Raw genomic sequence first — 24837 nt, 5'->3', positions numbered from 1 at the left:
GTGCTGGGCGGCCGGGGATGGGGCGACCACTACTACCGCGAGATGCTCCCTGCGATTCTCGCCGAGCTCGACCCGACCCGTCCCTACGCGCCCGCGAGCCCGTACTCGTTCGGCGAGTATCGGCATCCGAACGATGAGCGGTACGGAACCATGCACATCTGGGATGTCTGGAACCGCGAGGACTACACGGCCTATGCGCGCTACAAGCCCCGGTTCCTGTCGGAGTTCGGCTTCCAGGGCCCACCGGCCCGGTCGACGCTGACGCGTGTCGTCCACGACGAGCCGCTCGACCCGTTCGGCCCTCAGATGCTCGTCCATCAGAAGGCCCATCAGGGCAACGTCAAGCTCGAGCGCGGCTGGCGCGGCCACCTGCCCGACCCGGTGACCTTCGACGACTGGCACTGGACGACCCAGCTCAACCAGGCGCACGCGGTGCGGTTCGGCATCGAACACATGAGATCGCTCACCCCGCACAACAGCGGCACGATCGTCTGGCAGCTGAACGACAACTGGCCGGTGGTGTCGTGGGCTGCCGTCGACCACGACGAACACCGCAAGCCGCTCTGGTACGCGCTGCGCGCTGCGTACTCCCCCCGCCTGGCCACCATCCAGCCGCGCGCCTCGGCCGATGCCCGCGCCGCCGCATGGGAGGGCGTCGAGCCTGAGAACGACACTCTGGCACTCGTCATCGTGAACGACACGGCAGAGCCTCTGGCCGGCACATGGACGGTCGCGCGGGAGACTCTGGACGGAGCGGTCCTCGCCACGGCCACGCTCTCCGTCGAGGTTCCCGCCCGCGGCGCTGCAACGACGACCATTCCCGCCGACGTCGCGATGTTCGGTGATCGCGCGTCGGAGGTGGTGGTGGCGACCGCAGACGACCCCGACGCCGAGATGGCGCCGGCGCTCCGGCACGGCGCGGAGGTGGTCGATCAGCGACTCGACCCGCATCCTCTGCAGATTTCAGCGACACCGACCCCGGACGGCTGCGCACTCACGGTGACCGCCACCTCCCTCGCCCGCGATGTGTTCTGCCACGCCGATGTCGTCGACCCCGCTGCCCGCGTCGACGAGGGCATGGTCACCCTGCGCGCCGGCGAGAGCGCGGTGTTGCAGATCACATCACCCGCAGGTGCGGCTGCGGACGACTTCGCGGCGGCTGTGCGTTGCGCCAACGACCTGCTTCCGTCCCAGGCGGCGCGCTTCGCGATCCCGTCCGAAGCGCTCGGCGACACGGCGGCGACGCAATGAGGGAAGTGCGCTGGCCGACGAAAGGGCTGTCCTTCGGCGGTGACTACTCCCCGGAACAGTGGTCGTGGGATGTCGTGCTCGAAGATATCGACTTGATGCACGAGGCGGGTGTGAACCTCGTGACCCTCGGGGTGTTCTCGTGGGTGATCCACGAGCCGCGCGACGGGCACTTCGATTTCTCATGGCTCGATCGCATGCTCGACCTCCTCTCCGACAACGGCATCGGTGTGGACCTCGCGACACCTACTGCTGCGGTGCCGATGTGGCTGCATCGGCTGCACCCGGAGATCCTTCCGCAGGACACGCACGGACATCCGCTGGCGCCTGGTGGTCGCCTCGGATGGTGCCCCTCCTCTCCCGTTTTCCGCACCTACGCCCTGCGCATCGTCGAGCGTCTCGCCGAGCATGCAGCGGGGCATCCGGCGTTGCGAATGTGGCACGTGAGCAACGAACTCGGCGGCGGGAATGCGCGTTGTCACTGCCCGATCTCGAACGCACGCTTCCGGGAGTGGCTGGCCGCCAAGTACCGAACGGTGACAGCGCTCAACGCGGCGTGGGGCATGTCGTTCTGGGGCAACACGTACTCCTCCTTCGAGGAGGTCACGACGCCGTGGGGAATCACCGCGCACAATCCGGGGCACCTCCTCGACTACGAGCGCTTCTCTTCCGATGAACTCCTCGCGCATTTCCGTGCGGAGAAGGACGTATTGCGGCGGTTGACGCCTGACGTGCCGATCACCACGAACTTCATGGTGGGCCTCGGCCCCGACGTGGTGGACTACACCCGTTGGGCCGGCGAGATGGACATCGTCGCCAACGACCACTACACGTTCGGGCCCGACCCGCTCAAGCATGAAGACCTGGCCTTCAGCGGTGACCGCATGAGAGGCATGAGCGGTGGGCGTCCATGGATGCTCATGGAGCACGCCGCCGGAGCCGGCAGCTGGCATCCGATCAATCAGCCGAAGGTGCCGGGAGAGATCAGCCGGCATGCGATCGCGCATCTGGCCCGCGGCTCGGACAGCGTGATGTTCTTCCAATGGCGAGCCTCCACATCGGGCACCGAACAGTTCCACTCGGCGATGGTGCCGCATGCCGGACCGGATAGCGCGGTCTTCCGTGACGTCATCGCCCTGGGCCGACAGGTGGCCGCGCTCGCAGAGGTCCAGGGCTCGATCGTGGAGCCGGCGGATGTCGCGCTCCTCCACGACAACGAAGCCGGATGGGCTCTGCGGAGCGGCCTCAAACCCATGAATGGTCACGGTTACGCCGACACCGCGCGCGCGATCCACAACGCGCTGTTCGAGCGCGCCGTCACCACCGACATCGTTCCGCCATGGGCGGACCTCGACCGCTATCGGCTCGTCGTGATCCCCGGGCTGTTCCTCTTGTCGGATGAGAACGCCCAGGCTGTGCAGGCCTACGTGGAGTCTGGCGGCACAGTGCTCATCACCTGGTTCTCGGGAGTCGTCGACGAACGCAACGCAGTGCGTAGAGGCGGGTATCCGGGACTACTGCGATCCGTGACCGGCTCTCTCAGCGAGGAGCTGTTCCCTCTGGACGGCCAGGACGCCGTCAGATTGGACAACGGCTGGACCGGGCGGCGGTGGATGGAGCGGATGCGCGCGCCGCAGCACGCCGGCGTCGAGACGGTCGCGTCCTACGCCGACGGTGCCTACGCCGGCGAGCCCGCGATCACCCGCCGGCGAACGGGAGCCGGCACGGCGTGGTACCTGTCGACCGACTTGGATGCCGCGAGCCTCGGTGAGCTCGTCGACCGGGTGCTCTCTGAGACGCAGATCCGTCCCACGGCTGTCGTCGCACCGGGTGTCGAAGCGGTGCGACGGGCGTCGTCGGATGCCTCGTATCTGTTCCTGATCAACCACGCCGACGTCGATGGATGGGCGCAAGCCTCCGGAACAGATCTCCTGACGGGTCACGAGCACTCCGAACTCGTCTCGCTGCCACCCGGAGCGGTCGCCGTCCTGCGCGAGCACACGCCACAACGCTGATCCATACGCCCGTCCAGCCCGTCTGGGCTCCCCGCGATCCCGCCCGGGACCGCTCGAAACATGTAGGAGGTTCGATGAAGAACAATCTCACGCGGCGGCTCACCGCCGCCGCCGTCGCCGCCGCCGCCGCAGTAACGCTGTGGGCACCGGCGACTGCCGCATCCGCGATGGTCGGCGGCGAGGGCGTGACGGCGGCCGCACCCGCCAGCGTGGACATGGTGGACGCCGACGCCACACCCGAAACGAGATCCCTGTTCGCTTACCTGCGCGACCTCGACGATCAGGGGGTGCTGTTCGGGCATCAGGAAGACCTCTACTTCGGCTCCTCGTTCGAGGAGCAGGACGGCTGGTCGTCCGATGTCCTCTCGGCCACCGGCGACCATCCGGCGGTCATCGGGTTCGACACCCTCGAGACGGCAGGAATGTCGCAGGCCGAGCGCGACGAGAAGGCACTGCTTCTGGCGGGCAACATCCGGCAGGCCCACGATGTCGGTGCGATCAGCACGATGACCGTGCACTTGGAGAACCTCGCCACCGGCGGCGACTTCTACGACACCACCGGCGACCCGCTGCGCTCCGTGCTGCCCGGTGGTGCGCATCACGAACAGCTGCGCGCCTACCTCGATCGCTTCGCGGTCACTGCGCGCAACGCGGTCGACGCGGACGGCGCAGCGATCCCCATCATCTTCCGTCCGTGGCATGAGAACGGCGGCTCTTGGTTCTGGTGGGGCGCCGCGTTCGGCACACCGGGCGAATACGCCGAGCTCTTCCGGTTCACGGTCGAGTATCTGCGTGACGTCAAAGACGTGCACAACCTGCTCTACGCGTTTTCACCCGGCGGCGGTTTCGGCGGCGATGCGGCGACGTACCTTCGGACGTATCCGGGCGACGACTTCGTCGACGTTCTCGGGTACGACACGTACGACGACACGGGCGCTTCGCAGGGCTTCCTCGACGGTCTCACCGCCGACCTCGCAATGCTGGGCGATCTCGCCGAGCAGCGCGGCAAGATCAGCGCGTTCACGGAGTTCGGCATCTCGGGAGGAGTGCGTCCGGACGGCGAGAACAGCAATGTGAACTGGTACACGGATGTACTCGATGCCATCGGGTCGAACCCGTCCGCCGCCCGGACCGCGTACATGCTGACCTGGGCGAACTACGGCGGCGATTCCGCCGCGTACACGCCTGTCACCGGGGAGATGCTGCCCGACTTCCAGGCGTACCACGCAGATCCCGCGACACTGTTCGCGGACGACCTGCCCGAGGCGTGGGATGGCGACACGAGCGCGGTGAGGTCCGGCGTCGCGCACCTGGCCAGCCCGGCGGATGGCGCTCGCGTCGTCGCCGGCCCCATCGCCCTGCGTGCCTCGGTGACGGGCTACGACGTCGATCGGGTCACCGTGACGATCGACGGCGCGTCAGCCGGCGGCGAGATCGAGCTCGTGGCACCGGCCGAGGGTGACATGTGGTGGACGGGAACGTGGGACGCGCCCCAGCAGGACTTCGACAACACGACGCGATTGCTGACCTTGCACGTGTATTCCGGCGGATCTGAGGCGACCTCGGTGGATTCCCACGTGGTCCTCGGTCCCGAGCCGTCCCTGGCGCCGGGAGTCGTCGACGATTTCGAGAACTACGCCGACTCGGCGGCGCTGAGCCGCTCCTGGGTCCCCCAGAACGTCAACCACGTCGAACTGGTCCACGCCGCCGATGGCGCGGCCGTCGGGGACGGCGCCGCCGCCATGCGGATCGGCTATTCGTTCGCGAGCCAGACGTACACGGGCATCGGGCGAAGGATCCAAGGGGATTGGTCGGGCTTCTCGGATTTCCAGGCCTGGATCGATCCCGACGGCTCGGGCAACAAGCTCGTGCTGCAGGTGGTCGCCGACGGCGTGGCCTTCGAGGCCTATCCGTCCCTGACGCTCGATGATCCGTACCTCGCGACCATCCCCTTCGCCGATTGGCGACCCGCACCGTGGGACACCGCCAACGCGGAGCGACGGCTCGACCCCGAGACACTGCGCAACGTGACCCAGTTCAGTGTGTTCATCAACGCTGCCGACGGCGGCGCGACGGACGGTGGCATCGTCATCGACGGGCTTCGCGCTGTGGCGGGCGACCCGCCGGCGCCGGTGTATCCCGACGTCCCCCGCACGCACGCCGATTACGACGCCGTGCAATGGCTGCACGACAGTGTGATCGACCTCGCGGGCGGGAACGGCCGGTTCCTCCCGAACCGCAAGCTCGGCCGAATCGAGCTCGCCGAGGTGCTGGCGGCGTACCGTCCCGACGCGCAGTCGCCCGGTCCGGCGCCGTCCGGAATCGCCACCCGCGCCGACGTCGCGGGCGCCCTGTGGCACCTTGCCGGAGAACCTGCCGCGCCTGACGGAGTCGGCTTCGACGACGTCGACAGTTCCGATCCCGAGGCCGTCGCCGTCGCGTGGGTCACGAGCGCAGGTGTGATCGACCCCATCGCCGATGATCGGTTCGCGCCTTCGCGCCCGGTGAGCCGGATCGAGCTGGCGCGCTGGCTGTTCAGATTCGACGCGGTGCGGGGCATCGAGCCGCCCACCGTGCTGTTCGATTTCGAGGACGGCGCGCAGGGATGGCAGACCAACGGCGCGGGAACGGTGAGCGCCGTGGACGGCAGGCTCCTCTTGGATCTGCCCAGCGCGGACTGGAGCGGCAGCTTCGGCGGCTGGGACCTCGAGGGCAAGACGGCGTTGCGGATCGAGCTCACGAGCACGACCGGCACGCAGATCCGGACAGCACTGCAGCTCGGGCCGGGCTGGACCTGGTGCGAGGCTGCGGCCGTCGGCCCGGTCGAGGGCTCGCACACCGGAGTCGACGCCGTGGTGATCGATCTCACCACACTTTCCGACGCGTGCCGTGGGCTCCTCGGTGAGGTACGCGGCATCAATCTCTCGCTCGATCCCGGCCATCACGAGATCGAGTCGATCTCCGCCGACTGAATCGACCCTCCGGTCCGCGCGTGGTGAGCACCGTCGCGCGCGGACCGGATGCCGACCCCGGACACGAACTCGACAAGGAACACCGCATGAGCGCAGTACTGGCGATCGACGCCGGCCAGACCGGCATCAAGGTCCGCAGCGGCGGACAGGATCTCGTCTTCCCCGGCATCCGCACCAGCGAACCCCTGTTGCGGCAGCTGGCCGCAGTGGTTCGCGCGGCAGTGCAGCGCACCGGACGGCCCGCGTCGATCGTCACAGCGGGCGTCTCGGGTCTCACCGCGAAGGAGGCCGACGCCGCGACACTACTCGCCGACATGCGAGCGGACGGCGTGCACGAAGTCGTCCTCGCGCACGACTCGACGACGTCTTTCCTGGGCGCCCTCGGCGATCGACAGGGCGCCGTGGTCGCCGCCGGCACCGGGGTCGTCACGCTCGCCGTCGGCGCGTCCGGCGTGTCGCGGGTGGACGGCTGGGGACACCTGATCGCCGACGCGGGCAGCGGGTACTGGATCGGGCGTGAAGCCCTCGACGCCGTGATGCGCGCGTTCGATGGCCGCGGACCGTCGACGCAGCTGCGCGACGTCGCCGAAGAGCGCTGGCCCGACCTCTCGCAGGCCTATATCGATCTGCAGGGCGACCCCGATCGCGTCCGCGTCGTCGCCTCCTTCGCAGAGCACGTCGCGAGGCTGGCGGACGACGGCGATCCCGTGTCGCAGCGGATCACCGTGCGAGCCGGCAGCGAGCTCGCCCACAGCGTCGAGACCGCACTTCGGCAGGTCTCGGAGGGTACCGGAGGGGAGCCGTCCGCCACCGAGCCAGGGCCGACGACCCGGTACTCCGTGTGCGCGATCGGCGGAGTCTTCCGCTCCGGCCAGCTGCATCAGGCGTTCACATCGCACCTCGCCGCAAGCAGCTTCGCGGTCTCGCTGGTCGAGCCGCTCGGCCACGGCATCGACGGCGCAGTAGCCCTCGCGAGCCTCGGGAAGCGGCATCCGCTGGCCGACGCCGTCTCGGTCGCGCGCACCTGACGTGCGACTCGTCGCGGGACGCATCGCCGAGCCCCGCGGAGACGTTCACGCGGCTCACGGAGCAGGCGGCCGCTCGCCGGTGCCGCGGGGCACCAGCCAGGTCGGCATCTCGAGCTGACGGGTGAAGCCGGCCGGGTCCTTCATGCGCTCGATGGCGAGCGTCGCAGCGGCGCGACCGAGCGCCAGCGGGTCGTAGCTGACGACGGTCACGCCGAGCACGTCGGCGGTGTCGAAGTCGTCGAAGCCGATGAGGGCCGTGTCGGCGTCGCGGCGATCGCGCAGCACGCGCAGCGCGGCGACCGTCACGCGGTTGTTGCCCGTGATGATCGCCGTCGGCGCGTCGTCCTGATCGAGCAGGTCGGCGATGAATCCGTCGGCCGGTGTCGACAAGTCGTCAGCCAGGCGCTCCCACCTCGACGAGTCCGCGACACCGTACGCGGCGAGCGCGTCGCGATAGCCCCGCAGGCGCTCCGCCTGCGTGTAGACGGATGCCGGATTGCAGATGTAGCCGATGCGCCGATGCCCGCGTTCGAGCAGGCGCGTCGTGGCCTCGAAGACGCCGCGGTGGTTCTCCAGCACGATCGAGTCGGCGACGAGATTCCGCGCGGGACGGTCGATCGCGATGATCGGGGTTCCCAGGTGTCTCTCGCCCTCGAGATACGACTGGTCGTCGGCCACCGGGATGAGCAGGAGCGCGCCCAGTCGCTGGCTGAGCAGTGCATCGGCGACCCGTTCCTCGCCCTCGGCGGTGTCATCGGTGGTCGCCACGACGAGCGAGTAGCCGCTGGCGGCGAGCTCCCGCTCGATGCCCGCGGCGAGCTTGTAGTAGAACGGGTTGCTCAGCTCCCCCATGATGAAGCCGATCGTGTTCGTCGGACCCCCGCGGCGCAAGTTGCGCGCGAGCGGGTTCGGACGGAAGCGCAGGCGCTTGGCCGCCACGAGTACGCGGTCGACCGTGTCGGGTGCGACGAGGTCCCGGTGTGTGAACACGCGCGACACCGTCTTCGAGCTCACCCCCGCGAGCCGGGCGACGTCTTCCAGGGTCGCTCGCTGCTGAACCGTCATCGCCAGCCTCCTTGCCGGGGTTCACGCTAGCAGTTGACACCGGCAATGTCCACGTAGGACATTCCGTGGACATTGCAGAGCGGCATCGTCTCCAGTCACGTATAAACGCCCAGGTAAAGCTGGCTTTCTCATCAGACACGCCCCGTCGGACACGGTTAGACAGCGCTGACATCGAACAGTTGCGGAACCGTTTCGAGTATGTCTAATCTGACGGCGCGACGAACCATGCAACGGTGCGATGACGCGCACCGGCAGTTCAAGGGCGAACCTGACAAGGAGACATCACATGGCGAAGAAAGCACTCGCGGGCATCGCGCTGCTGGCCACCGCGGCGGTCGCGATCAGCGGCTGCGCGGGCGGCGGCGGCGCGGGCGACCCGGACAACACCATCGACGGCGACGTGAAGGGCGACATCAAGGTCGTCACCTGGCGCACCGACCTCGTCGAGGACGGCACGTTCGACAAGTACGCCGAGGAGTTCAACAAGAAGTACCCCGACGTGAAGGTCACGTTCGAGGGCATCACCGACTACGCCGGCGAGATGCTCACGCGCATGAGCACGACGAACTACGGCGATGTCATCGGCATCCCGGCGATCCAGCCCGACCAGTACGAGCAGTTCCTCGAGCCGCTGGGCGACACCGCCGACTTCGAGGACACCTACCGCTTCCTGCCTGCCGCAAGCTACGAGGGCACGCAGTACGGGATCGCGTTCGGCGGCAACGCCAACGGCATCGTCTACAACAAGAAGGTCTTCGAAGAGGCCGGCGTCACCGAGCTGCCGACCAGCGAGGAGGCCTGGCTCGAGGCGCTGCAGAAGGTCGCCGACAACACCGACGCGATCCCGATGTACACGAACTACAAGGACGGCTGGCCGCTGACGCAGAGCTTCGGCAGCCTCGGCGCGGTCACCCACGACGCCGACGCCCCGATCACCCTCGCCGAAGACCCGGCACCGTGGACCGAGGGCACCGACATCTACGCGATCGACGGGCTGCTGTACGACACCGTCGCGGCCGGCCTCACGGAGGACGACCCCCTCACCACCAACTGGGAGCAGTCGAAGGTCGACCTCGGCACGGGCAAGATCGCCACCATGCCGCTGGGATCGTGGGCCATCTCGCAGATGCAGGCCGCGGCGGAGGACAACGGCGGCTCGGCCGACGACATCGGCTTCATGACCTTCCCCGCCAGCGTCGACGGCACGCAGTACTCCGTCATCGGCGGCGACTACAACCTCGCCGTCAGCAAGCACTCCAAGGCCAAGGCCGCCGCGTGGGCGTGGATCCAGTGGGTCGTCGCCGACTCCGGCTACACCGAGGCGCAGGGCATGGTCTCTCCGCTGAAGGATGCCGCGCTCCCCGACTCGCTGACCGACTTCGAGGCCGCGGGCGTCGAGCTCATGGAGATCAACCCGGCGCCGGCCGGCAAGGAGGGCCTCCTCAATGAGGTCTCCAGCGACTCGCAGATCGACCTGTACGGCCCGATCTACCGCCAGAAGCTGATCGACATCGCCCGCGGCGCCGCCGACGGCGACAAGGACAGCTACTTCGCCGAGCTCAACGAGCGCTGGGGCGCCTCGGTCGAGAAGCTCGCAGGCTGAGCGGGAGGACGGCAGAGACATGGCCATCGCAACTCCGGGTGCGGCACCGGCGGATGCCCCTGCCGTCCTCTCCGTCCCCGCGCGCTCGCGGCGGTTCGGCGGGTCGTCCCGCCGGACCGACCGCCGCCGGGGCGGCTCGGCGGGGCGCAGCATCCTGCAGCACCTCACTCCCTGGTTCTTCCTCGCGGCAGCCGTGGGGCTGCTGCTGCTGTTCACCTACTGGCCGGCGCTGAATCTCTTCTACTTCAGCGTCACCGACTGGGACGGCATCGACCTCGAGAAGAACTTCGTCGGACTCGACAACTACGTCCAGGTCTTCACCGACCCGCGCATCTTCTCGGTGTTCGGCGTGAGCCTCTACTACTTCTTCGCGTCCTTCGCGCAGATGGCGATCGCCCTGTACTTCGCCACGCTGCTCAGCTTCTCGACGCGCTTCTCGAACCTCTTCCGCGGCATCCTGTTCTTCCCGTATCTCATCAACGGCGTCGCGATCGGGTTCGTGTTCCTCTACCTGTTCCAGCCCGGCGGCACGCTGGACACGGTGCTGAGCTGGTTCGGAGTCGCCGACCCGCCGCAGTGGCTCGGCAACCCGGACGTCGTGAACTGGTCGCTGGCCGGCACCTCGGTGTGGCGGTACACGGGAATGAACTTCGTGCTCTTCCTCGGCGCCATCCAGTCGATCCCGCACGAGCTGTACGAAGCGGCGGACCTCGACGGCGCGAGCCGCTGGCAGCAGTTCTGGGCGATCATCTTCCCCGGCATCCGGCGCGTGATCGGGCTCTCGTTCATCCTCGCGATCGCCGGCAGCCTCAGCGTGTTCGAGATCCCCTTCATCATGACCGGCGGCGCGAACGGATCCGCCACCTTCGTGATCCAGACGCTGCAGACCGCGTTCAGCTTCCGGCAGGTGGGCCTCGCCTCGGCGATGGCCGTCGTGCTGCTGGCGATCGTGCTGGTGATCACGTGGATCCAGCGCAAGGTGTTCCCCGACGAGAAGGTCGACCTGACATGACCACCACCGAACCGCTGCGCACGATGCCGTTGCGCACCAGTCCCCCTCGCACGATCCGCGGCCGCTCCCCGCTCGAGCGCCTCCGCGGCGTCAGCGCCACCACGGCGAAGTACCTCAGCCTGATCATCGCGTCGCTGCTGACGCTGCTGCCACTGTCGGTGCTGGTGTTCGCCAGCCTCAAGACCGCACCGGAGTACGCGCAGACCGGCCCCTTCGACCCGCCGGAGAACTGGTTCAACTTCGACAACTTCGTGACGGCGTTCACCAGCGGCAAGATGCTCGAGGGCTTCGTGAACACGACGATCGTGCTCGTGGTCTCGCTCGCCGGCACGATCTTCATCGGCACCATGGCCGCGTACGCGCTCGACCGGTTCGCGTTCCGCGGCAAGAAGCTGGTGTTCGGGCTGTTCCTCGTCGCGACGCTCATCCCCAGCGTGACGAGCCAGGTGGCGACGTTCCAGCTGATCAACAACCTCGGGCTCTACGACACCAAGGCCGCGCTGATCCTGTTGTTCATGGGCACGGACATCATCGCGATCTACCTGTTCATCCAGTTCATGCAGTCGATCCCGGTCTCGCTCGACGAGGCGGCGATGATCGACGGCGCGAACCGCTGGACCATCTACTGGCGCATCATCCTGCCGCTGCTGCGCCCCGCCATCGCGACGGTCGTCATCATCAAGGGCATCGCGGTGTACAACGAGTTCTACGCACCATTCCTCTATCTGCCGTCCGAAGGCCTGATCTCCACGTCGCTGTTCCGGTTCAAGGGACCGTTCGGCGCCCAGTGGGAGGTCATCTCGGCCGGCACCGTCCTCGTCATCATCCCGACCCTCGTCGCCTTCCTGCTGCTGCAGCGATGGATCTACAAGGGCCTCACCGCAGGAGCCGTCAAGTGACCACCGCCCTCTCGTTCCGTCCCCTCGACTCGGGCTGGACCCTCCGCGCGGAAGCCGGTCCGGCACCGGCCGGATTCGACGCCACGGTCCCCGCCGCCGTGCCCGGCTGCGTGCACACCGACCTGCTCGCGGCCGGCCTCGTCCCCGACCCGTTCCTCGACGACAACGAGTCGGCGCTCGCATGGATCGGCCTCGTCGACTGGACGTACGCCACCACGTTCACGTGGAGTCGGGATGCCGCGGACCGCACCGATCTCGTCTTCCAGGGTCTCGACACCGTGACGACCATCTCCCTGAACGGGCACGAGATCGGGGCGACGGCCAACCAGCACCGCTCCTACCGGTTCGCCGTGCGGGACGCCCTGATCGAGGGTGACAACGACCTCGTCGTGCGCTTCCGCTCCCCCATCAAGTACGCCAACGAGCAGAGCGCCGCCCTCGGCGTGCGACAGCGGCCGTATCCGCTGCCGTACGACGCGATCCGCAAGTCGGCGTGCAGCTTCGGCTGGGACTGGGGCATCGCGACGTACACCAGCGGCATCGTCAAGCCGGTCGGCCTCGAGTCGTGGTCGGTCGCGCGGCTGGCGCAGACGCGGGTGGTCGCGACGCCGGCGGGCGACGGCGGCGTCATCGAGGTCGAGGTGGAGATCGAGCGCGCGGGCGCGGCCACGCGGCCGGAAGCTCCGCGCGACGGGTCAGCGGCGCGTGGAGGGGCCGCGGGGACCGTCCCCCTCTCTGTGAGCGTCGCGGTGAACGGACCCGGGCTGGACGACGGGTCGCTTCCGGGCACCGTCGTCGAGGTCGAGGGCGATCGTGCGCACGTGCGACTGGAGCTGCCGGACGTGCAGCGCTGGTGGCCGGCGGGCTACGGCGAGCAGCCGCTGTACGTCGTCGACGTCCGCCTGCAGGGCGGCGACGGCCCGCACCCGCTGGACGCGACGCACCGGGTGGTCGGGTTCCGCAATGTGCGGTGGGACGTGACGCCCGACGAGTCCGGCACGCCGTTCACCCTCGTGGTCAACGACCAGCCGATCTTCGTGAAGGGCGTCAACTGGATCCCCGACGACGCCCTGACGGTCCGCGTCACGCGAGACCGCCTGCGGCGCCGCTTCGACCAGGCGCTCGACGCCAACCTCAACCTCATCCGGGTGTGGGGCGGCGGACTCTACGAATCGGACGACTTCTACGAGCTCGCGGACGAGCTCGGCCTGCTGGTCTGGCAGGACTTCCTGTTCGCGTGCGCCGCGTATGCCGAGGAGGAGCCGCTGCGCTCCGAGGTCGAGGCGGAGGCGCGCGAGAACATCGTCCGGCTCGGCCACCATGCCTCGCTCGTGCTGCTGACCGGCAACAACGAGAACCTCTGGGGGTACGAGGACTGGGGCTGGAAGCAGCGCCTGGATGGCAAGACCTGGGGCGCGCACTACTACTACGAGCTCTTCCCCGAGCTGATCGCCGAGCTGGCCCCTCACGTGCCGTACGCCCCGGGCAGCCCGTTCAGCCCGGGTGCCGGCTGGGACGGCGAGCGTCAGACCGGAGCCCACCCCAACGACGAGCAGCACGGCTCCATGCACCTGTGGGAGCAGTGGAACCGGCTCGACTGGACGACGTACCGCGACCACACACCGCGATTCGTGGCCGAGTTCGGCTGGCAGGGCCCGCCGGCGTGGAGCACGCTCGTCCGCTCGATCAGCGACGACCCGCTCACGCCCGAGTCGCCCGGCATGATCGTCCACCAGAAGGCGATGGAGGGCAACACCAAGCTCACCGGAGGCCTGATCCCCCATTTCCGGATGCCGGAGGCCATGGAGGACTGGCACTGGGCGATGCAGCTCAACCAGGCTCTGGCCGTCCGCACTGCGCTCGAGCATTTCCGCTCGTGGGCGCCGCACACCCAGGGCGCGGTCGTGTGGCAGCTCAACGACTGCTGGCCGGTCACCTCGTGGGCGGCCATCGACGGCGACGAGCGCCCGAAGCCGCTGTACTACGCGCTCAAGAACGCCTTCGCCCCGAGGGCCGTCACGGTGCAGCCTCGTGACGGCGGGCTGGCCGCCGTGCTCGTCAACGACACCGCCGAGGCCTGGCAGGGCGAGCTGGTGGCGCGCCGCGTCGGGTTCGCCGGCGACGAGCTCGCCGTATTCACCGCGCCGGTCTCGCTCGCACCCCGCGAGACGATCACCGTGCCCCTTCCCGGCGACGTCGTCACCGCGTCCGACGCCGCGAGCGAGCTGGTCGTCGCCGGCGTCGACGAGGTGCGCGGCTTCTGGTTCTTCGCCGAGCCGCGCGATTCGGCACTCGGTGCCGCGCGCGTCGACGTTCGCGCCGAGCGCGCTGCCGACGGCACGCTGGTCACTCTGACCGCTGCCGCCCTGGTGCGCGATCTGACCCTGCTCGTCGACAAGATCGATCCCGATGCCGTCGCGTCCGACGCGCTCGTGACCCTGCTGCCGGGCGAGAGCACGACGCTGCTCGTGCGGCACGACGGCGACGGGCTCGCGGCATCCGCACTCTCGGATCCGCGGGTGCTGCGCACGGCCAACGAACTGGTCGCGTCGTGAGCGTCGACACGGCCGAGGCACTGGAGCCGTATGTGGCGGGCATGACCTGGGGCTGGACGGGGGTGCGGGGCACGTGGGCGACGGCCGCGGCATCCGAGTCCCTCCGGGCGATGTCCGCGCACGGGGTGAACTGGACGGCGATCGCCTATGCGGCCCTGCAGGACACCGCACAGTCCACCGAGGTGCGCTTCCGCGAGGCGCCGACGGTCACCGAAGAAGAGATCGTGTGGGCCATCCGCGAGGCGAAGGCGCTGGGTCTCAACGTGTGCCTCAAGCCGGTCGTCAACGTCGCGGACGGCACCTGGCGCGCTCACATCGGGTTCTTCGACCAGGACGTGCCGGGCGAGCCGACCTGGGGCGAGTGGTTCGCCTCCTACCGCGAGTTCATCCTGCACGCGGCCCGCATCGCCGAGGCGGAGAGCTGCGAGATGCTCTGCATCGGCTGCGAGATGGTGCGCGCCGACGCCCGCGAGGCGGAGTGGCGCGACCTCATCGCCGCCGTGCGCGCGGTGTACTCGGGCGTCGTCACGTACAACTGCGACAAGTACCAGGAGGACCGCCTCGCGTGGTGGGATGCGGTGGACGTCGTCACCTCCAGCGGCTACTACCCCATCGACCGGTGGGATGCCGAGCTCGACCGCATCGAGAAGGCTGTCGCCGCGACGGGCAAGCCGTTCTTCTTCATGGAGGCCGGATGCCCCTCACGCGAGGGCTCACCCGACCGCCCCAACGACTGGTCGCTGGCCGGCGCCCCCTCGGGCGACGCGCAGCTGCGCTACTACGAGGCGATGTTCGCCGCGTGCGACGCGCGCCCCTGGGTGCGCGGGTTCATGCTGTGGGACTGGCCGCCCGCGCTCTACGCCGCCGAGGACGCGGCGGAGAACGACGACTACTGCCCGTACGGCAAGCCGGCCGGCGAGTTCCTCCGCGAGCGGTACGCGGCGGTGACCACGTGACCCCGGGTGTCCTGGCGATCGATGCCGGGCAGACCGGCATCAAGGTGCGCGTGCGCGAGCACGACCTGCTGTTCCCAGGCATCCGCACCCACGAACCGCTGCTGCCGCAGCTGGCCGCCGTCGCTCACGCCGCGATCGAGCGCACCGGCGCCGAGGCCTCGGTCGTGAGCGCCGGCGTGTCGGGGCTGACGACCAAGGAGTCGGATGCCGCCGAGTTCCTCGCCCGCATCGCCGATCCGGCGGTGCGCGAGGTGATCCTGGCGCACGACTCGACGACGTCGTTCCTCGGCGCCCTGGGCGACACCCGTGGCGCGGTCGTCGCCGCCGGCACCGGCGTGGTCACGCTGGCAGTCGGCGCCGAGCGCGTCGCGCGCGTCGATGGGTGGGGCTACCTCATGGGCGACGCCGGCAGCGGGTACTGGATCGGGCGCGAGGCTCTCGACGCCGTGATGCGCGAATTCGACGGGCGCGGACCGGCGACCCGGCTGCGCGCCGTCGCCGAGGAGCGCTGGCCCGACCTCGGGCAGGCGTACATCCACCTGCAGTCCGCCGACGACCGGGTGAGCGTCGTCGCCTCGCTCGCCGAACACGTGGCGCGCCTGGCCTCCGACGGCGACGCGGTCTCGCAGCACATCACGGTGCGCGCAGGCGGGGAACTGGCGCACAGCGTCGAGACGGCGCTCCGCCGCGTCCGCTCGGACGATCCCGACCAGCGCTTCGCGGCGTGCGCCATCGGAGGAGTCTTCCGCTCGCCGCAGCTGCTCGAGGCGTTCTCGTCGCACATCGCCGCGAGCGAGCTGAACGTCACGCTCGTGGAGCCGCGCGGGCACGGGATCGACGGGGCCGCCGCGCTCGCAGACCTCGCGCCGCAGCATCCGCTCGCCCACGCGGTGTCGATCGCCCGCGCCTGACACGATCCGCCCGCGCTCGGCGATCTGCCCGCACTCGGCCGTTTCGGCGGAATGCGTCCGAGTCCCGGCGGATGTCCGCGGCCGGGCGTCGGACGCCGATCGGAGATCTGCTGGGACTCGGCGAAAACGACGGGAATCGTCCGAGTCCGGGCAGATCCCCGACACTCGGGCGCGCGCGAATCCCGCAGGACAACGGATGCCCCGGCCCTGTGTGGACAGGTGGGCCGGGGCATCCGGGTCTCGCGAGGCGGGGTTGAGAAGGTCCAGACTCGAGGTCAGACCAGCGACTCCCTCCAGGCCCGGGGTCGCCCGCCCGGAGGCCGGCGACCCCGTCCTCGGGCGAGGACTCGAGGTCAGACCAGCGACTCCCTCCAGGCACTGTGGAGCTGGGCGAACTTGCCGGCGCCGGCGATCAGCGCTTCGGGGGCGTCGTCCTCGATGATGCGGCCGTGCTCCATGACCAGCACGCGGTCGGCGATCGCGACCGTCGACAGACGGTGCGCGATGATGATCGCGGTGCGGTCGGCGAGCAGCGTCTGCAGCGCATCCTGGATCTGACGCTCCGACGGCATGTCGAGCGACGCCGTCGCCTCATCGAGGATGAGCACCGCCGGGTTCGCGAGGAAGGCGCGCGCGAACGAGACCAGCTGCCGCTGCCCCGCCGAGACGCGCCCACCGCGCTTGTTCACGTCGGTGTCGTAGCCGTCGGGAAGGGCCTCGATGAAGGCATCCGCCCCCACGGCTCTCGCAGCGGCCTTGATCTCGTCGAGCGTCGCGTCGGGCTTGCCCAGCGCGATGTTGTCCGCGACCGTGCCGCTGAAGAGGTAGGCCTCCTGCGTGACCATGACGATCGCGCGCCGCAGATCCTTCGGGTGCAGCGACCGGAGGTCGACGTCGTCCAGCGTGACCGCGCCTCGCGTCGGGTCGTAGAACCGCGACACGAGCTTGGCGAGAGTCGACTTTCCGGCGCCCGTCGTGCCGACGAGCGCGATGGTCTGCCCGGCGGGGATGTCGAGCGAGAAGTCCGGCAGGATCGTGCGCCCGTTGCCGTACCCGAACTCCACGTTGCGGAACTCGAGGTGGCCCTTCGCCGTCCAGAGGTCGACCGGCTGCTTCGGGTCGGGGACCGTCGGCTCCTCCTCCAGCACGCCCGAGACCTTCTCGAGCGCCGCCGTGGCGGACTGGTACGAGTTCAGGAAGAACGCGACCTCCTGCAGCGGCGAGAAGAAGTTGCGGACGTACAGCACGGCCGACAGCAGGAAGCCGATCTCCATCGCCCCGTCGACGACACGGATGCCGCCCCACGCGATCACGACCGCCAGGGTCACCGACGCCACGGCCATGAGGCCGGGCTCGAACGTGCCGAACAGGCGGATCGAGCGCATGTTCACGTCGCGGTAGTCCATCGCCACGGCGCCGAACTCCTCGTCGTTGCGGTCCTCCTTGCGGAAGGCCTTCACGGCGCGGATGCCCGTCATCGTCTCGACGAACTTGACGATCACTTTCGCGCTGATGACGCGCGACTCCCGGTACACCAGCTGCGAGCGCGAGTAGAACCAGCGCATCAGCAGGTACAGCGGAATGCCCATGACGGTCAGGATCACGCCCGACTGCCAGTCCACGATGTACAGCGCCGCCAGCGTGAAGGCGCCGTACAGGATGCCTGAGACGAGCTCGTTGAGACCGCCGTCGAGGAGTTCTCGGATCGTGTCGAGGTCGCTGGTCTGACGGGAGATGATGCGGCCCGACGTGTACGACTCGTGGAATTCCAGGCTCAGCCGCTGCGTGTGCAGGAAGATGCGCTTGCGCAGGTCGAGCATGACCGCCTGCGTGAGGCGCGCGGCCACGACGACGTACCAGCCGATGAGGGCGGCACCGCCGATCGCGGTCACCAGGTAGACCAGCACGACGAGGATCGTCGGCATCCAGTCCATCTGCTCCACCGCAGCCGGCAGGGCGTTGTTGATGCCGATGCCGATCAGCCACGGACCCGCGACGCGGAGCGCGGTCGATACCACCAGCACGACGCCGGCCAGGATCAGTTGCGCGCGCACCGGAGTGATGAGCGAGCCCAGCAGGCGCAGCGAGCGCCTGCGGATCTCCTTGCTCTCGGCCTGCGTGTAATCGGAGCGGTCTTCGCCGCTCGTTCCGGTCACCGTGGTGCTCACAGGGTCACCTCCCCCATCGGTTCCTGCGCTTGTCGCGCAGCCTCCATACGTGCTTCCTCGACCTCGAGACTCGAGATCACGTGTCGGTAATGACTGCTGGTGCGCAGCAGCTCGGAATGCGTGCCGACCGCCGTCACGCGCCCGGCCTCCAGGAGCGCCACGCGGTCGGCGAGCATGACCGTCGAGGGCCGGTGCGCCACGACGAGCGCGGTGGTCTCGGACAGCACCTGACGAAGCGCATCCTCGACGAGGGCCTCGGTGTCGACGTCGAGCGCCGACAGCGGGTCGTCGAGCACGAGCACCGCCGGACGAGCGGCCACAGCGCGCGCGAGCGCGAGCCGCTGACGCTGGCCGCCCGAGAGCGACAGCCCCTCCTCGCCGATGATCGTGTCGACGCCATCGGGCAGCTCGTCGACGAATCCCGCCTGCGCGACGCCCAGCGCTTCACGCAGCACCCGTTCGGCCTCGTCGCTGCCGGGGACGAGGTCCTCACGCCCGAGCAGCACGTTGTCGCGCACGCTCTGCGAGAAGAGGGTCGCGTCCTCGAAGGCCATTCCGATGTGCCGGCGGAGCTCCTTCAGCGTCAGATCGCGCACGTCCACGCCGTCGAGCGTCACGCGACCGCCGGTCACGTCGTAGAGGCGCGTCGGGAGCGTCGTGAGCGTCGTCTTGCCCGAACCGGTCAGGCCGACCAGTGCCATGGTCTCTCCCGGACGCAGCACCAGGTCGACGCCGTCGAGCAGGTCCCGCTCGTGGGACGCGGCATCCTGGTAGCGGAAGTGCGCGCCCTCGAAGACGAGCTCGCCCTGCGGGCGCTCGATCGAGACCGGGTTCTCGGGATCGACGATCGCGTTCTCCTCGTCGAACACCTCGAAGAGGCGGTCGGTCGCGGTGCGCGCGTCCAGCAGGAACGAGAACAGGAAGCCGATGGACTCCATCGGCCAGCGCAGCACGGTGGCCATCGCGAAGAACGCGATGAGCTCTGCGCCCTGCAGCTGCCCCATGGCGGTGAGGTAGATGCCCGCACCCAGGCACAGCGCGAACGCGATGTCGGGGAGCAGCACCAGCCAGAACCAGATCCACCCGACCGCGCGCGCCTTGCGCAGCTCGGTCTCGCGCAGCGTCTCGGCCTGTCGCGTGAAGCGCTGGAGCGCGTGCTTTCCGCGGCCGAACGCCTTGAGGACGCGGATGCCGTGGACGCTCTCCTCGACGGACGTCGCGAGGTCGCCCGCCTGGTCCTGGGACTGGCGCGCGAGCGTGCCGTAGGTCTTCTCGAACCGGTAGCCCGCGTACCAGAGCGGCGCCGAGGTGACGAGGAAGATCGTTCCGAGCAGCCAGTGCCAGCGGAAGAGCAGCGCGGTGCCGACGGCGATCGTGAGGACGTTCACGACGAGCAGCACCAGACCGAAGGCGAGCCAGCGGCGCAGCATGCTGATGTCCTGCATCATGCGGCTGAGCAGCTGCCCCGACTGCCAACGGTCGTGGAAGGCCACCGGAAGGCGCTGCAGGCGCGCGTAGAAGGTCTGGCGCAGGTCGTATTCGACGAGGGTCGCGGGCGCGAGGACGAACCAGCGGCGCAGCCAGACCATGCCGGCTTCGGCGAGGCCGAGGAGCAGGATCGCTCCGGCGCCCCACCAGATGGCGCTGACGTCGCCCGAAGCGATGGGGCCCTGGACGATCTGCTCGAGGACGAGCGGGATGGCGAGCGCGAGCAGGCTGGCGAAGAGCGCGCTGACGGCGCCCATGATCAGTCGCGGCAGCACGGGTTTGGCGTAGGGAAGAAGGCGCGCGAGCGCGCGGGGAGTGGAGAGTCTTTCAGCGGAAGACGTAGTCATGATCCTTGGCGAGTGGTGTGGCGGGGGTGTTTCGATGCCGCGGGAACGGCGGGGACGGCGCACCGCACAGACAGCGTGCGGGGTCGCCGGAGAGGCGTCCTGTGTGCCAGAACGCGGGAGCTGGTGATCCTCTGCCGCGCGACGTGATGCGCGGGTGCCGCGGATGCGGCGGATCAGCGGAGGTCGGCCCGGGGCTTATCCCTCGAGGGCGACGCGCGTGGTCCCGAGAACAGGCAGGAAGACAATCGGCTTCGTGGTGACGACGGCCTGATACATGGCTTCCTCCTTGAACGTGGGACGGGGACTGGCATCCGCCGAAACGACACGCCAGCCCTCCAGCCTATACCTGGGAGAACGCTGAGCACAACAAGCGCTTTCCGCCTCCCCGGAAGATCTTCCCGGGCGCCCCACGCACGCAGGCATCCCGGACCGTCAGGGGACGGCCCGGGATGCCGGGGATGCCGGGGATCAGGGGATGCCGGGGGTCAGGCGACGAGCGCGGGCACTCCGGCCTCGCGGTCGAGGAGCCGCTGCTTCACCGGCAGACCCCACGCGAAGCCGCCCAGCGTGCCGTCGCTGCGGAGCACCCGATGGCAGGGGACGAACAGGGCCGGCGCATTGCGGGCGCAGATGGATGCCGCGGCGCGGACCGCGCTCGCGGACCCCAGCTCGCTCGCGAACTCGCTGTACGTCAACGGCCGGCCGGGAGTGATCCGGCGGAGCGCCGCCCAGCCGGCGAGCTGCATCTCGGTGCCGTGCTGCGACACCGCCACCTCGTCGATGGCGGCGAGGTCGCCGTCGTAGTAGGCGGCGACGGCGGCCGCGGCATCCGTCCGTCCCGTCTCGAGGACCGACGGACGATCGCGGGCCGACAGGCGGGTGAGGATCGACCCGTGGTCGGCGGACCAGCCGGACGCGAGCACGCGCCCGCGGTCGTCGGAGAGGATCGTGAACGCGCCGTCGGGTGTGTCGACGGTCTGGATGGTGGCGGTGGTCATGACATGCCTCCGGTGGTGGTGTCGGACGGGCGGACGTTCGCGTCGGCTGAGCCGGTGCTGCGGGATGGGCCGGTGCTGCGGGATGAGCCGGTGGTGCGGGATGAGCCGGTGTTTCTGCGGGAGGAAGCGGGTGCCTTCGGCGGGACGGCCCGCCACAGGTGGGCGGTGAGATAGCTGCGCCATGGCGCGGTGCCGGCCGCCCATTCCTCGAGCGGGCGCGGATCTGCTGGAAGGCCCAGGGCGGCAGCGCCGGAGCGCACGGCGACGTCGCCGGGAAGGAACACGTCGGGATCGCCGAGCACGCGCATGCGCACGTAGTCGGCCGTCCACGGGCCGATGCCCGGCATCGCCAGCAGCGCGGCGCGCTGTTCGGCGGCGTCGTCGCCCGTCGTGAGCGTGAGCGTGCCGTCCGCGAGCGCCGCCGCGGCCCCCGTGATGGCGCGGATGCGCGCCGCCGGACCGCGCAGCACGTCGGCGCCGCGCTCGGCGATCGCCGCCATCGTCGGGAACAAGCGGGCCGGAGCGGATGCCGCGCCCGCCGCTGACGCCTGCTCGCGGTCCGCCGACCCACCGCCGCCATCGGCGGTGGAAGCGGCGGTTGCCGCCACGTGCCCGTCGTTCGTGAGCAGACCGGCGAAGGCGGGCACCTCCTCGCCGAGGGCGGCGGTCAGGGCCGTGAGGGCGGTGCGGGCGGCCACCACGGTGATCTGCTGGCCGACCATGGCGCGGATGAGCATCTCGTGCGGATCGGCCGCGCCCGGGACGCGGATGCCGGGCAGCGCGGCGACGCGGAGAGCGAGCTCAGGATGCCGCGCCAGCGCGTCGTCGACCGCGTCCGGGTCGGCGTCGAGGTCGAAGAGGCGCCGGGCCCGGGTGACGAGAGTGGAGAGGTCGGCGAGGTTGGTCAGCGCGGCACGCAGCCGCACCCGGCCGAGGTCGTCGAGGCGCAGCTCGAACCACGCGGGCCCCTGCGGCAGGCGGAGCGTCCGGGCGAACGTCGAGGCCGTGGCGAGTTCGGCGCCGGGCAGGGCACGAGCGCCCATCCACGCGAACAGGTCTGCCGCGTCCAGGGCGCCGCGGTGCGGCAGCGCCAGGTCGATCGTGACGCCGGGTGCCGCCGACGCGGACGCGGCGGGGTGCCGCTCACCGGGCGCGGTGGCGTGCCGCTCGCCGGGTCGTGCGAGCCGGCGCCGCGCGCGCAGGTCGAGCGGCGGCATCCCGAACACCTCGCGGATGGTGTCGTTGAACTGGCGCACGCTGGCGAATCCCGAAGAGAACGCGACGTCGGCTGCGGGCAGGTCGGTGCCGATGAGCAGCATGCGGGCCGTCTGGGCGCGGTGCGCACGGCTCAGCGCGAGCGGGCCGGCACCGAGCTCGGTGGTGAGCAGTCGCGTGAGGTGCCGCGGGGAGTAGCCGAGTCGGCGGGCCAGCCCCGGAACGCCCTCGCGCTCGACGACCCCGTCGGCGATCAGGCGCATCGCACGGCCCGCGGTGTCGCCACGCAGGTTCCACTGCGGCGATCCGGGCGCCGCTTCGGGCAGGCACCGCTTGCACGCCCGGTAGCCCGCCTCGTGCGCGGCGGCGCTCGTCGGGTAGAACGTCACGTTCGAGGGCTTGGGCGTGCGCGCCGGACAGCTGGGCCGGCAGTAGATGCCCGTGGAGCGCACCGCCGTGACGAACTGCCCGTCGAAGCGGGTGTCGCGCGAGTCGATCGCGCGATACCTCTCGTCGAATGTCATGGCCAGGCTCATGCCCCTAGCCTGACACGCTCCCCCGACACCCGCTCGCGGAAATCGGACACGGCGGTGGCGGCATCCGATCCCGTCGTCGTGCGCCGCTCATCCGCCATGATCGCCGAGAGTGCAGCTGGTGGACGAGAGCTAGGCGAAGTCCCTACCCCTCGTCCACCTGCTGCACTCTCGCGGTCCTGGCCGGCGCGACGGGTCAGTGGAAGAAGTGGCGCTCTCCGGTGAAGAACATCGTGACGTTCGCCTCCCGCGCTGCGGCGATCACCTCGTCGTCGCGCACCGACCCGCCGGGCTGGATGATGGCCGAGATGCCCGCGTCGAGCAGGATCTGCGGGCCGTCTGCGAACGGGAAGAACGCATCGGATGCCGCGACCGAACCTGCTGCGCGGTCGCCGGCCCGTTCGACCGCGAGCCGGCAGGAGTCGACGCGGTTGACCTGGCCCATGCCGATCCCGACCGTCGCGGAGCTCTTCGCGAGCACGATCGCGTTCGACTTCACGGCCCGGCACGCCTTCCACGCGAAGATGAGGTTCGTCATGTCCTCGTCGGCGGGGCGCTCGCCCGAGACGAGCTGCCAGTCCTTCGCCACCGACTCGATGTCGTCGGGGAAGCGGTCGGCGTCCTGCAGCAGCAGACCGCCCGACACCAGGCGCACGTCCATGCGCTCCTGCTGCCAGTCCTCGGGCAGCTGCAGCAGGCGGAGGTTCTTCTTCGCCTTGAAGACCTCGAGCGCCGCCGGCTCGAAGGAGGGGGCGACGATGACCTCGGTGAAGATGTCCTTGAGGTTCTCCGCCATCTTGAGCGTGACGGTGCCGTTGGCGGCGATCACTCCGCCGTACGCCGACACCGGGTCGCACTCGTGCGCGCGCAGGTGGGCGCTGGCGATCGGATCGAGCGCATTGGGGGCCGTGACGGCGATGCCGCAGGGGTTCGCGTGCTTGATGATCGCGACCGCGGGCTTCACCATGTCGAACGCGGCGCGCAGTGCGGCGTCGGCGTCGACGTAGTTGTTGTACGACATCTCCTTGCCCTGCAGCTGGGTCGCCTGAGCGATGCCGTGACCGCCGTTGCGCGTGTAGATCGCGGCGCGCTGGTGGGCGTTCTCGCCGTACCGGAGCGTCGCGAGGCGCTCCGCCTTGATGGTGAGGTGCTCGGGCAGGTCGGGCTGGGTGAGCGTGCCCTCCGAGAACCAGGTCGCGACGGCCCTGTCGTACTCGGCGGTGTGCGCGAAGGCACGGGCGGCGAGCTCGCGGCGCTGCACGAGGCTCGTTCCGCCGGCACGGACCGCCTCGATGACGGCGGGGTACGACGACGGCGAGACGACGATCGCGACGTTGGCGTAGTTCTTCGCCGAGGCCCGCACCATGGCAGGGCCGCCGATGTCGATCTGCTCCACGACGTCGTCGCCCTGCGCACCCGAGCGCACGGTCTCGACGAACGGGTAGAGGTTGACCACGACGAGCTCGAACGGCGCGATGTCGAGCGCGTCCAGCTGCCGCTCGTGGTCTTCGAGGCGCAGGTCGGCCAGCAGACCGGCATGCACGCTCGGGTGCAGCGTCTTGACGCGGCCGTCGAGCGACTCGGGGAATCCGGTGACACTGGACACGTCGGTCACGGTGTGACCGGCCTCCCGCAGCAGCGTGGCGGACCCCCCCGTCGACACGATCTCCACGCCCGCCGCGGCGAGCGCCTCGCCGAGGGTCAGCAGGTCGGTCTTGTCGCTGACCGAGACGAGGGCCCGGCGCACCGGGACCACGTCGCGCGTGCGATACAGGGCGGGGTCGTGGCTGGGTCCGGCCATGTCGGATCTCCTCGGGGTGGGGA

15 protein-coding genes and 1 pseudogene are annotated in these 24837 nt (G+C 69.7%); 10 read left to right on the top strand and 6 right to left on the bottom strand.

Annotated elements, in window-relative coordinates; genetic code table 11:
• The 4 genes and pseudogenes from ACI3KY_RS17035 to ACI3KY_RS17020 all read left to right on the top strand — a co-directional run.
• Positions 1-1251, top strand: a pseudogene (locus tag ACI3KY_RS17035) (glycoside hydrolase family 2 protein); the annotation flags it as partial.
• Positions 1252-1256: 5 nt separating this feature from the next.
• Positions 1257-3263, top strand: coding sequence for a beta-galactosidase (locus tag ACI3KY_RS17030; protein WP_404931331.1), 2007 nt, complete (start codon positions 1257-1259; stop codon positions 3261-3263).
• A 74-nt stretch (positions 3264-3337) separates the two neighbouring features.
• Positions 3338-6235, top strand: coding sequence for a glycosyl hydrolase (locus ACI3KY_RS17025; protein WP_404931330.1), 2898 nt, complete (start codon positions 3338-3340; stop codon positions 6233-6235).
• Between the two features lie 86 nt (positions 6236-6321).
• Positions 6322-7263, top strand: a complete 942-nt coding sequence (locus ACI3KY_RS17020) for an N-acetylglucosamine kinase (protein WP_404931329.1) — start codon at positions 6322-6324, stop codon at positions 7261-7263.
• Positions 7264-7317: 54 nt separating this feature from the next.
• Here ACI3KY_RS17020 and ACI3KY_RS17015 read toward each other — a convergent pair whose 3' ends face one another.
• A complete protein-coding gene (locus ACI3KY_RS17015; RefSeq protein ID WP_404931328.1) occupies positions 7318-8328 on the bottom strand; it encodes a LacI family DNA-binding transcriptional regulator in 1011 nt (336 codons plus the stop codon).
• Between the two features lie 286 nt (positions 8329-8614).
• Between ACI3KY_RS17015 and ACI3KY_RS17010 the strand changes: the two genes are divergently transcribed.
• From ACI3KY_RS17010 to ACI3KY_RS16985, 6 genes are read left to right on the top strand one after another with little or no spacing between them, the layout of a single operon-like run.
• A complete protein-coding gene (locus ACI3KY_RS17010) occupies positions 8615-9931 on the top strand; it encodes an ABC transporter substrate-binding protein (RefSeq protein ID WP_404931327.1) in 1317 nt (438 codons plus the stop codon).
• Positions 9932-9950: 19 nt separating this feature from the next.
• Entirely contained in the window at positions 9951-10943 is a 993-nt protein-coding gene (locus ACI3KY_RS17005; protein ID WP_404931326.1) for a carbohydrate ABC transporter permease, read from the top strand.
• Positions 10940-11842 carry a carbohydrate ABC transporter permease gene (locus tag ACI3KY_RS17000; RefSeq protein ID WP_404931325.1) on the top strand — a complete coding sequence of 301 codons (903 nt, stop codon included), beginning with the start codon at positions 10940-10942 and terminating at the stop codon, positions 11840-11842. Before ACI3KY_RS17005 ends, ACI3KY_RS17000 begins: the two co-directional genes overlap by 4 nt.
• Entirely contained in the window at positions 11839-14397 is a 2559-nt protein-coding gene (locus ACI3KY_RS16995; RefSeq protein ID WP_404931324.1) for a glycoside hydrolase family 2 protein, read from the top strand. The genes ACI3KY_RS17000 and ACI3KY_RS16995 overlap by 4 nt, the downstream gene beginning before the upstream one ends.
• Positions 14394-15353: a glycoside hydrolase family 113 gene (locus ACI3KY_RS16990; RefSeq protein WP_404931323.1), complete on the top strand. Its 960-nt coding sequence runs from the start codon at positions 14394-14396 to the stop codon at positions 15351-15353. The genes ACI3KY_RS16995 and ACI3KY_RS16990 overlap by 4 nt, the downstream gene beginning before the upstream one ends.
• Complete coding sequence (locus tag ACI3KY_RS16985; protein WP_404931322.1) at positions 15350-16264, top strand: N-acetylglucosamine kinase; 915 nt, start codon at positions 15350-15352, stop codon at positions 16262-16264. The genes ACI3KY_RS16990 and ACI3KY_RS16985 overlap by 4 nt, the downstream gene beginning before the upstream one ends.
• 353 nt (positions 16265-16617) lie before the next feature.
• Here the strand turns inward: ACI3KY_RS16985 and ACI3KY_RS16980 are convergent, their stop codons facing one another.
• The 5 genes from ACI3KY_RS16980 to purH form a co-directional block, all read right to left on the bottom strand.
• A complete protein-coding gene (locus ACI3KY_RS16980; protein ID WP_404931321.1) occupies positions 16618-18432 on the bottom strand; it encodes an ABC transporter ATP-binding protein in 1815 nt (604 codons plus the stop codon).
• Positions 18429-20267, bottom strand: coding sequence for an ABC transporter ATP-binding protein (locus tag ACI3KY_RS16975; RefSeq protein WP_404931320.1), 1839 nt, complete (start codon positions 20265-20267; stop codon positions 18429-18431). The genes ACI3KY_RS16980 and ACI3KY_RS16975 overlap by 4 nt, the downstream gene beginning before the upstream one ends.
• 485 nt (positions 20268-20752) lie before the next feature.
• Positions 20753-21265 carry a methylated-DNA--[protein]-cysteine S-methyltransferase gene (locus tag ACI3KY_RS16970; RefSeq protein ID WP_404931319.1) on the bottom strand — a complete coding sequence of 171 codons (513 nt, stop codon included), beginning with the start codon at positions 21263-21265 and terminating at the stop codon, positions 20753-20755.
• Complete coding sequence (locus ACI3KY_RS16965) at positions 21262-23016, bottom strand: DNA-3-methyladenine glycosylase 2 family protein (RefSeq protein WP_404931318.1); 1755 nt, start codon at positions 23014-23016, stop codon at positions 21262-21264. Before ACI3KY_RS16965 ends, ACI3KY_RS16970 begins: the two co-directional genes overlap by 4 nt.
• Positions 23017-23209: 193 nt before the next feature.
• A complete protein-coding gene (gene purH, locus ACI3KY_RS16960) occupies positions 23210-24814 on the bottom strand; it encodes a bifunctional phosphoribosylaminoimidazolecarboxamide formyltransferase/IMP cyclohydrolase (RefSeq protein ID WP_404931317.1) in 1605 nt (534 codons plus the stop codon).
• Positions 24815-24837 lie beyond the last annotated feature (23 nt).

It is taken from the genome of Microbacterium sp. ZW T2_14, assembly GCF_044987405.1.
Taxonomy (GTDB): domain Bacteria; phylum Actinomycetota; class Actinomycetes; order Actinomycetales; family Microbacteriaceae; genus Microbacterium.
The sequence above is the reverse complement of the archived record's forward strand: the minus strand, read 5'-3'. Positions and strand labels throughout refer to the sequence as shown.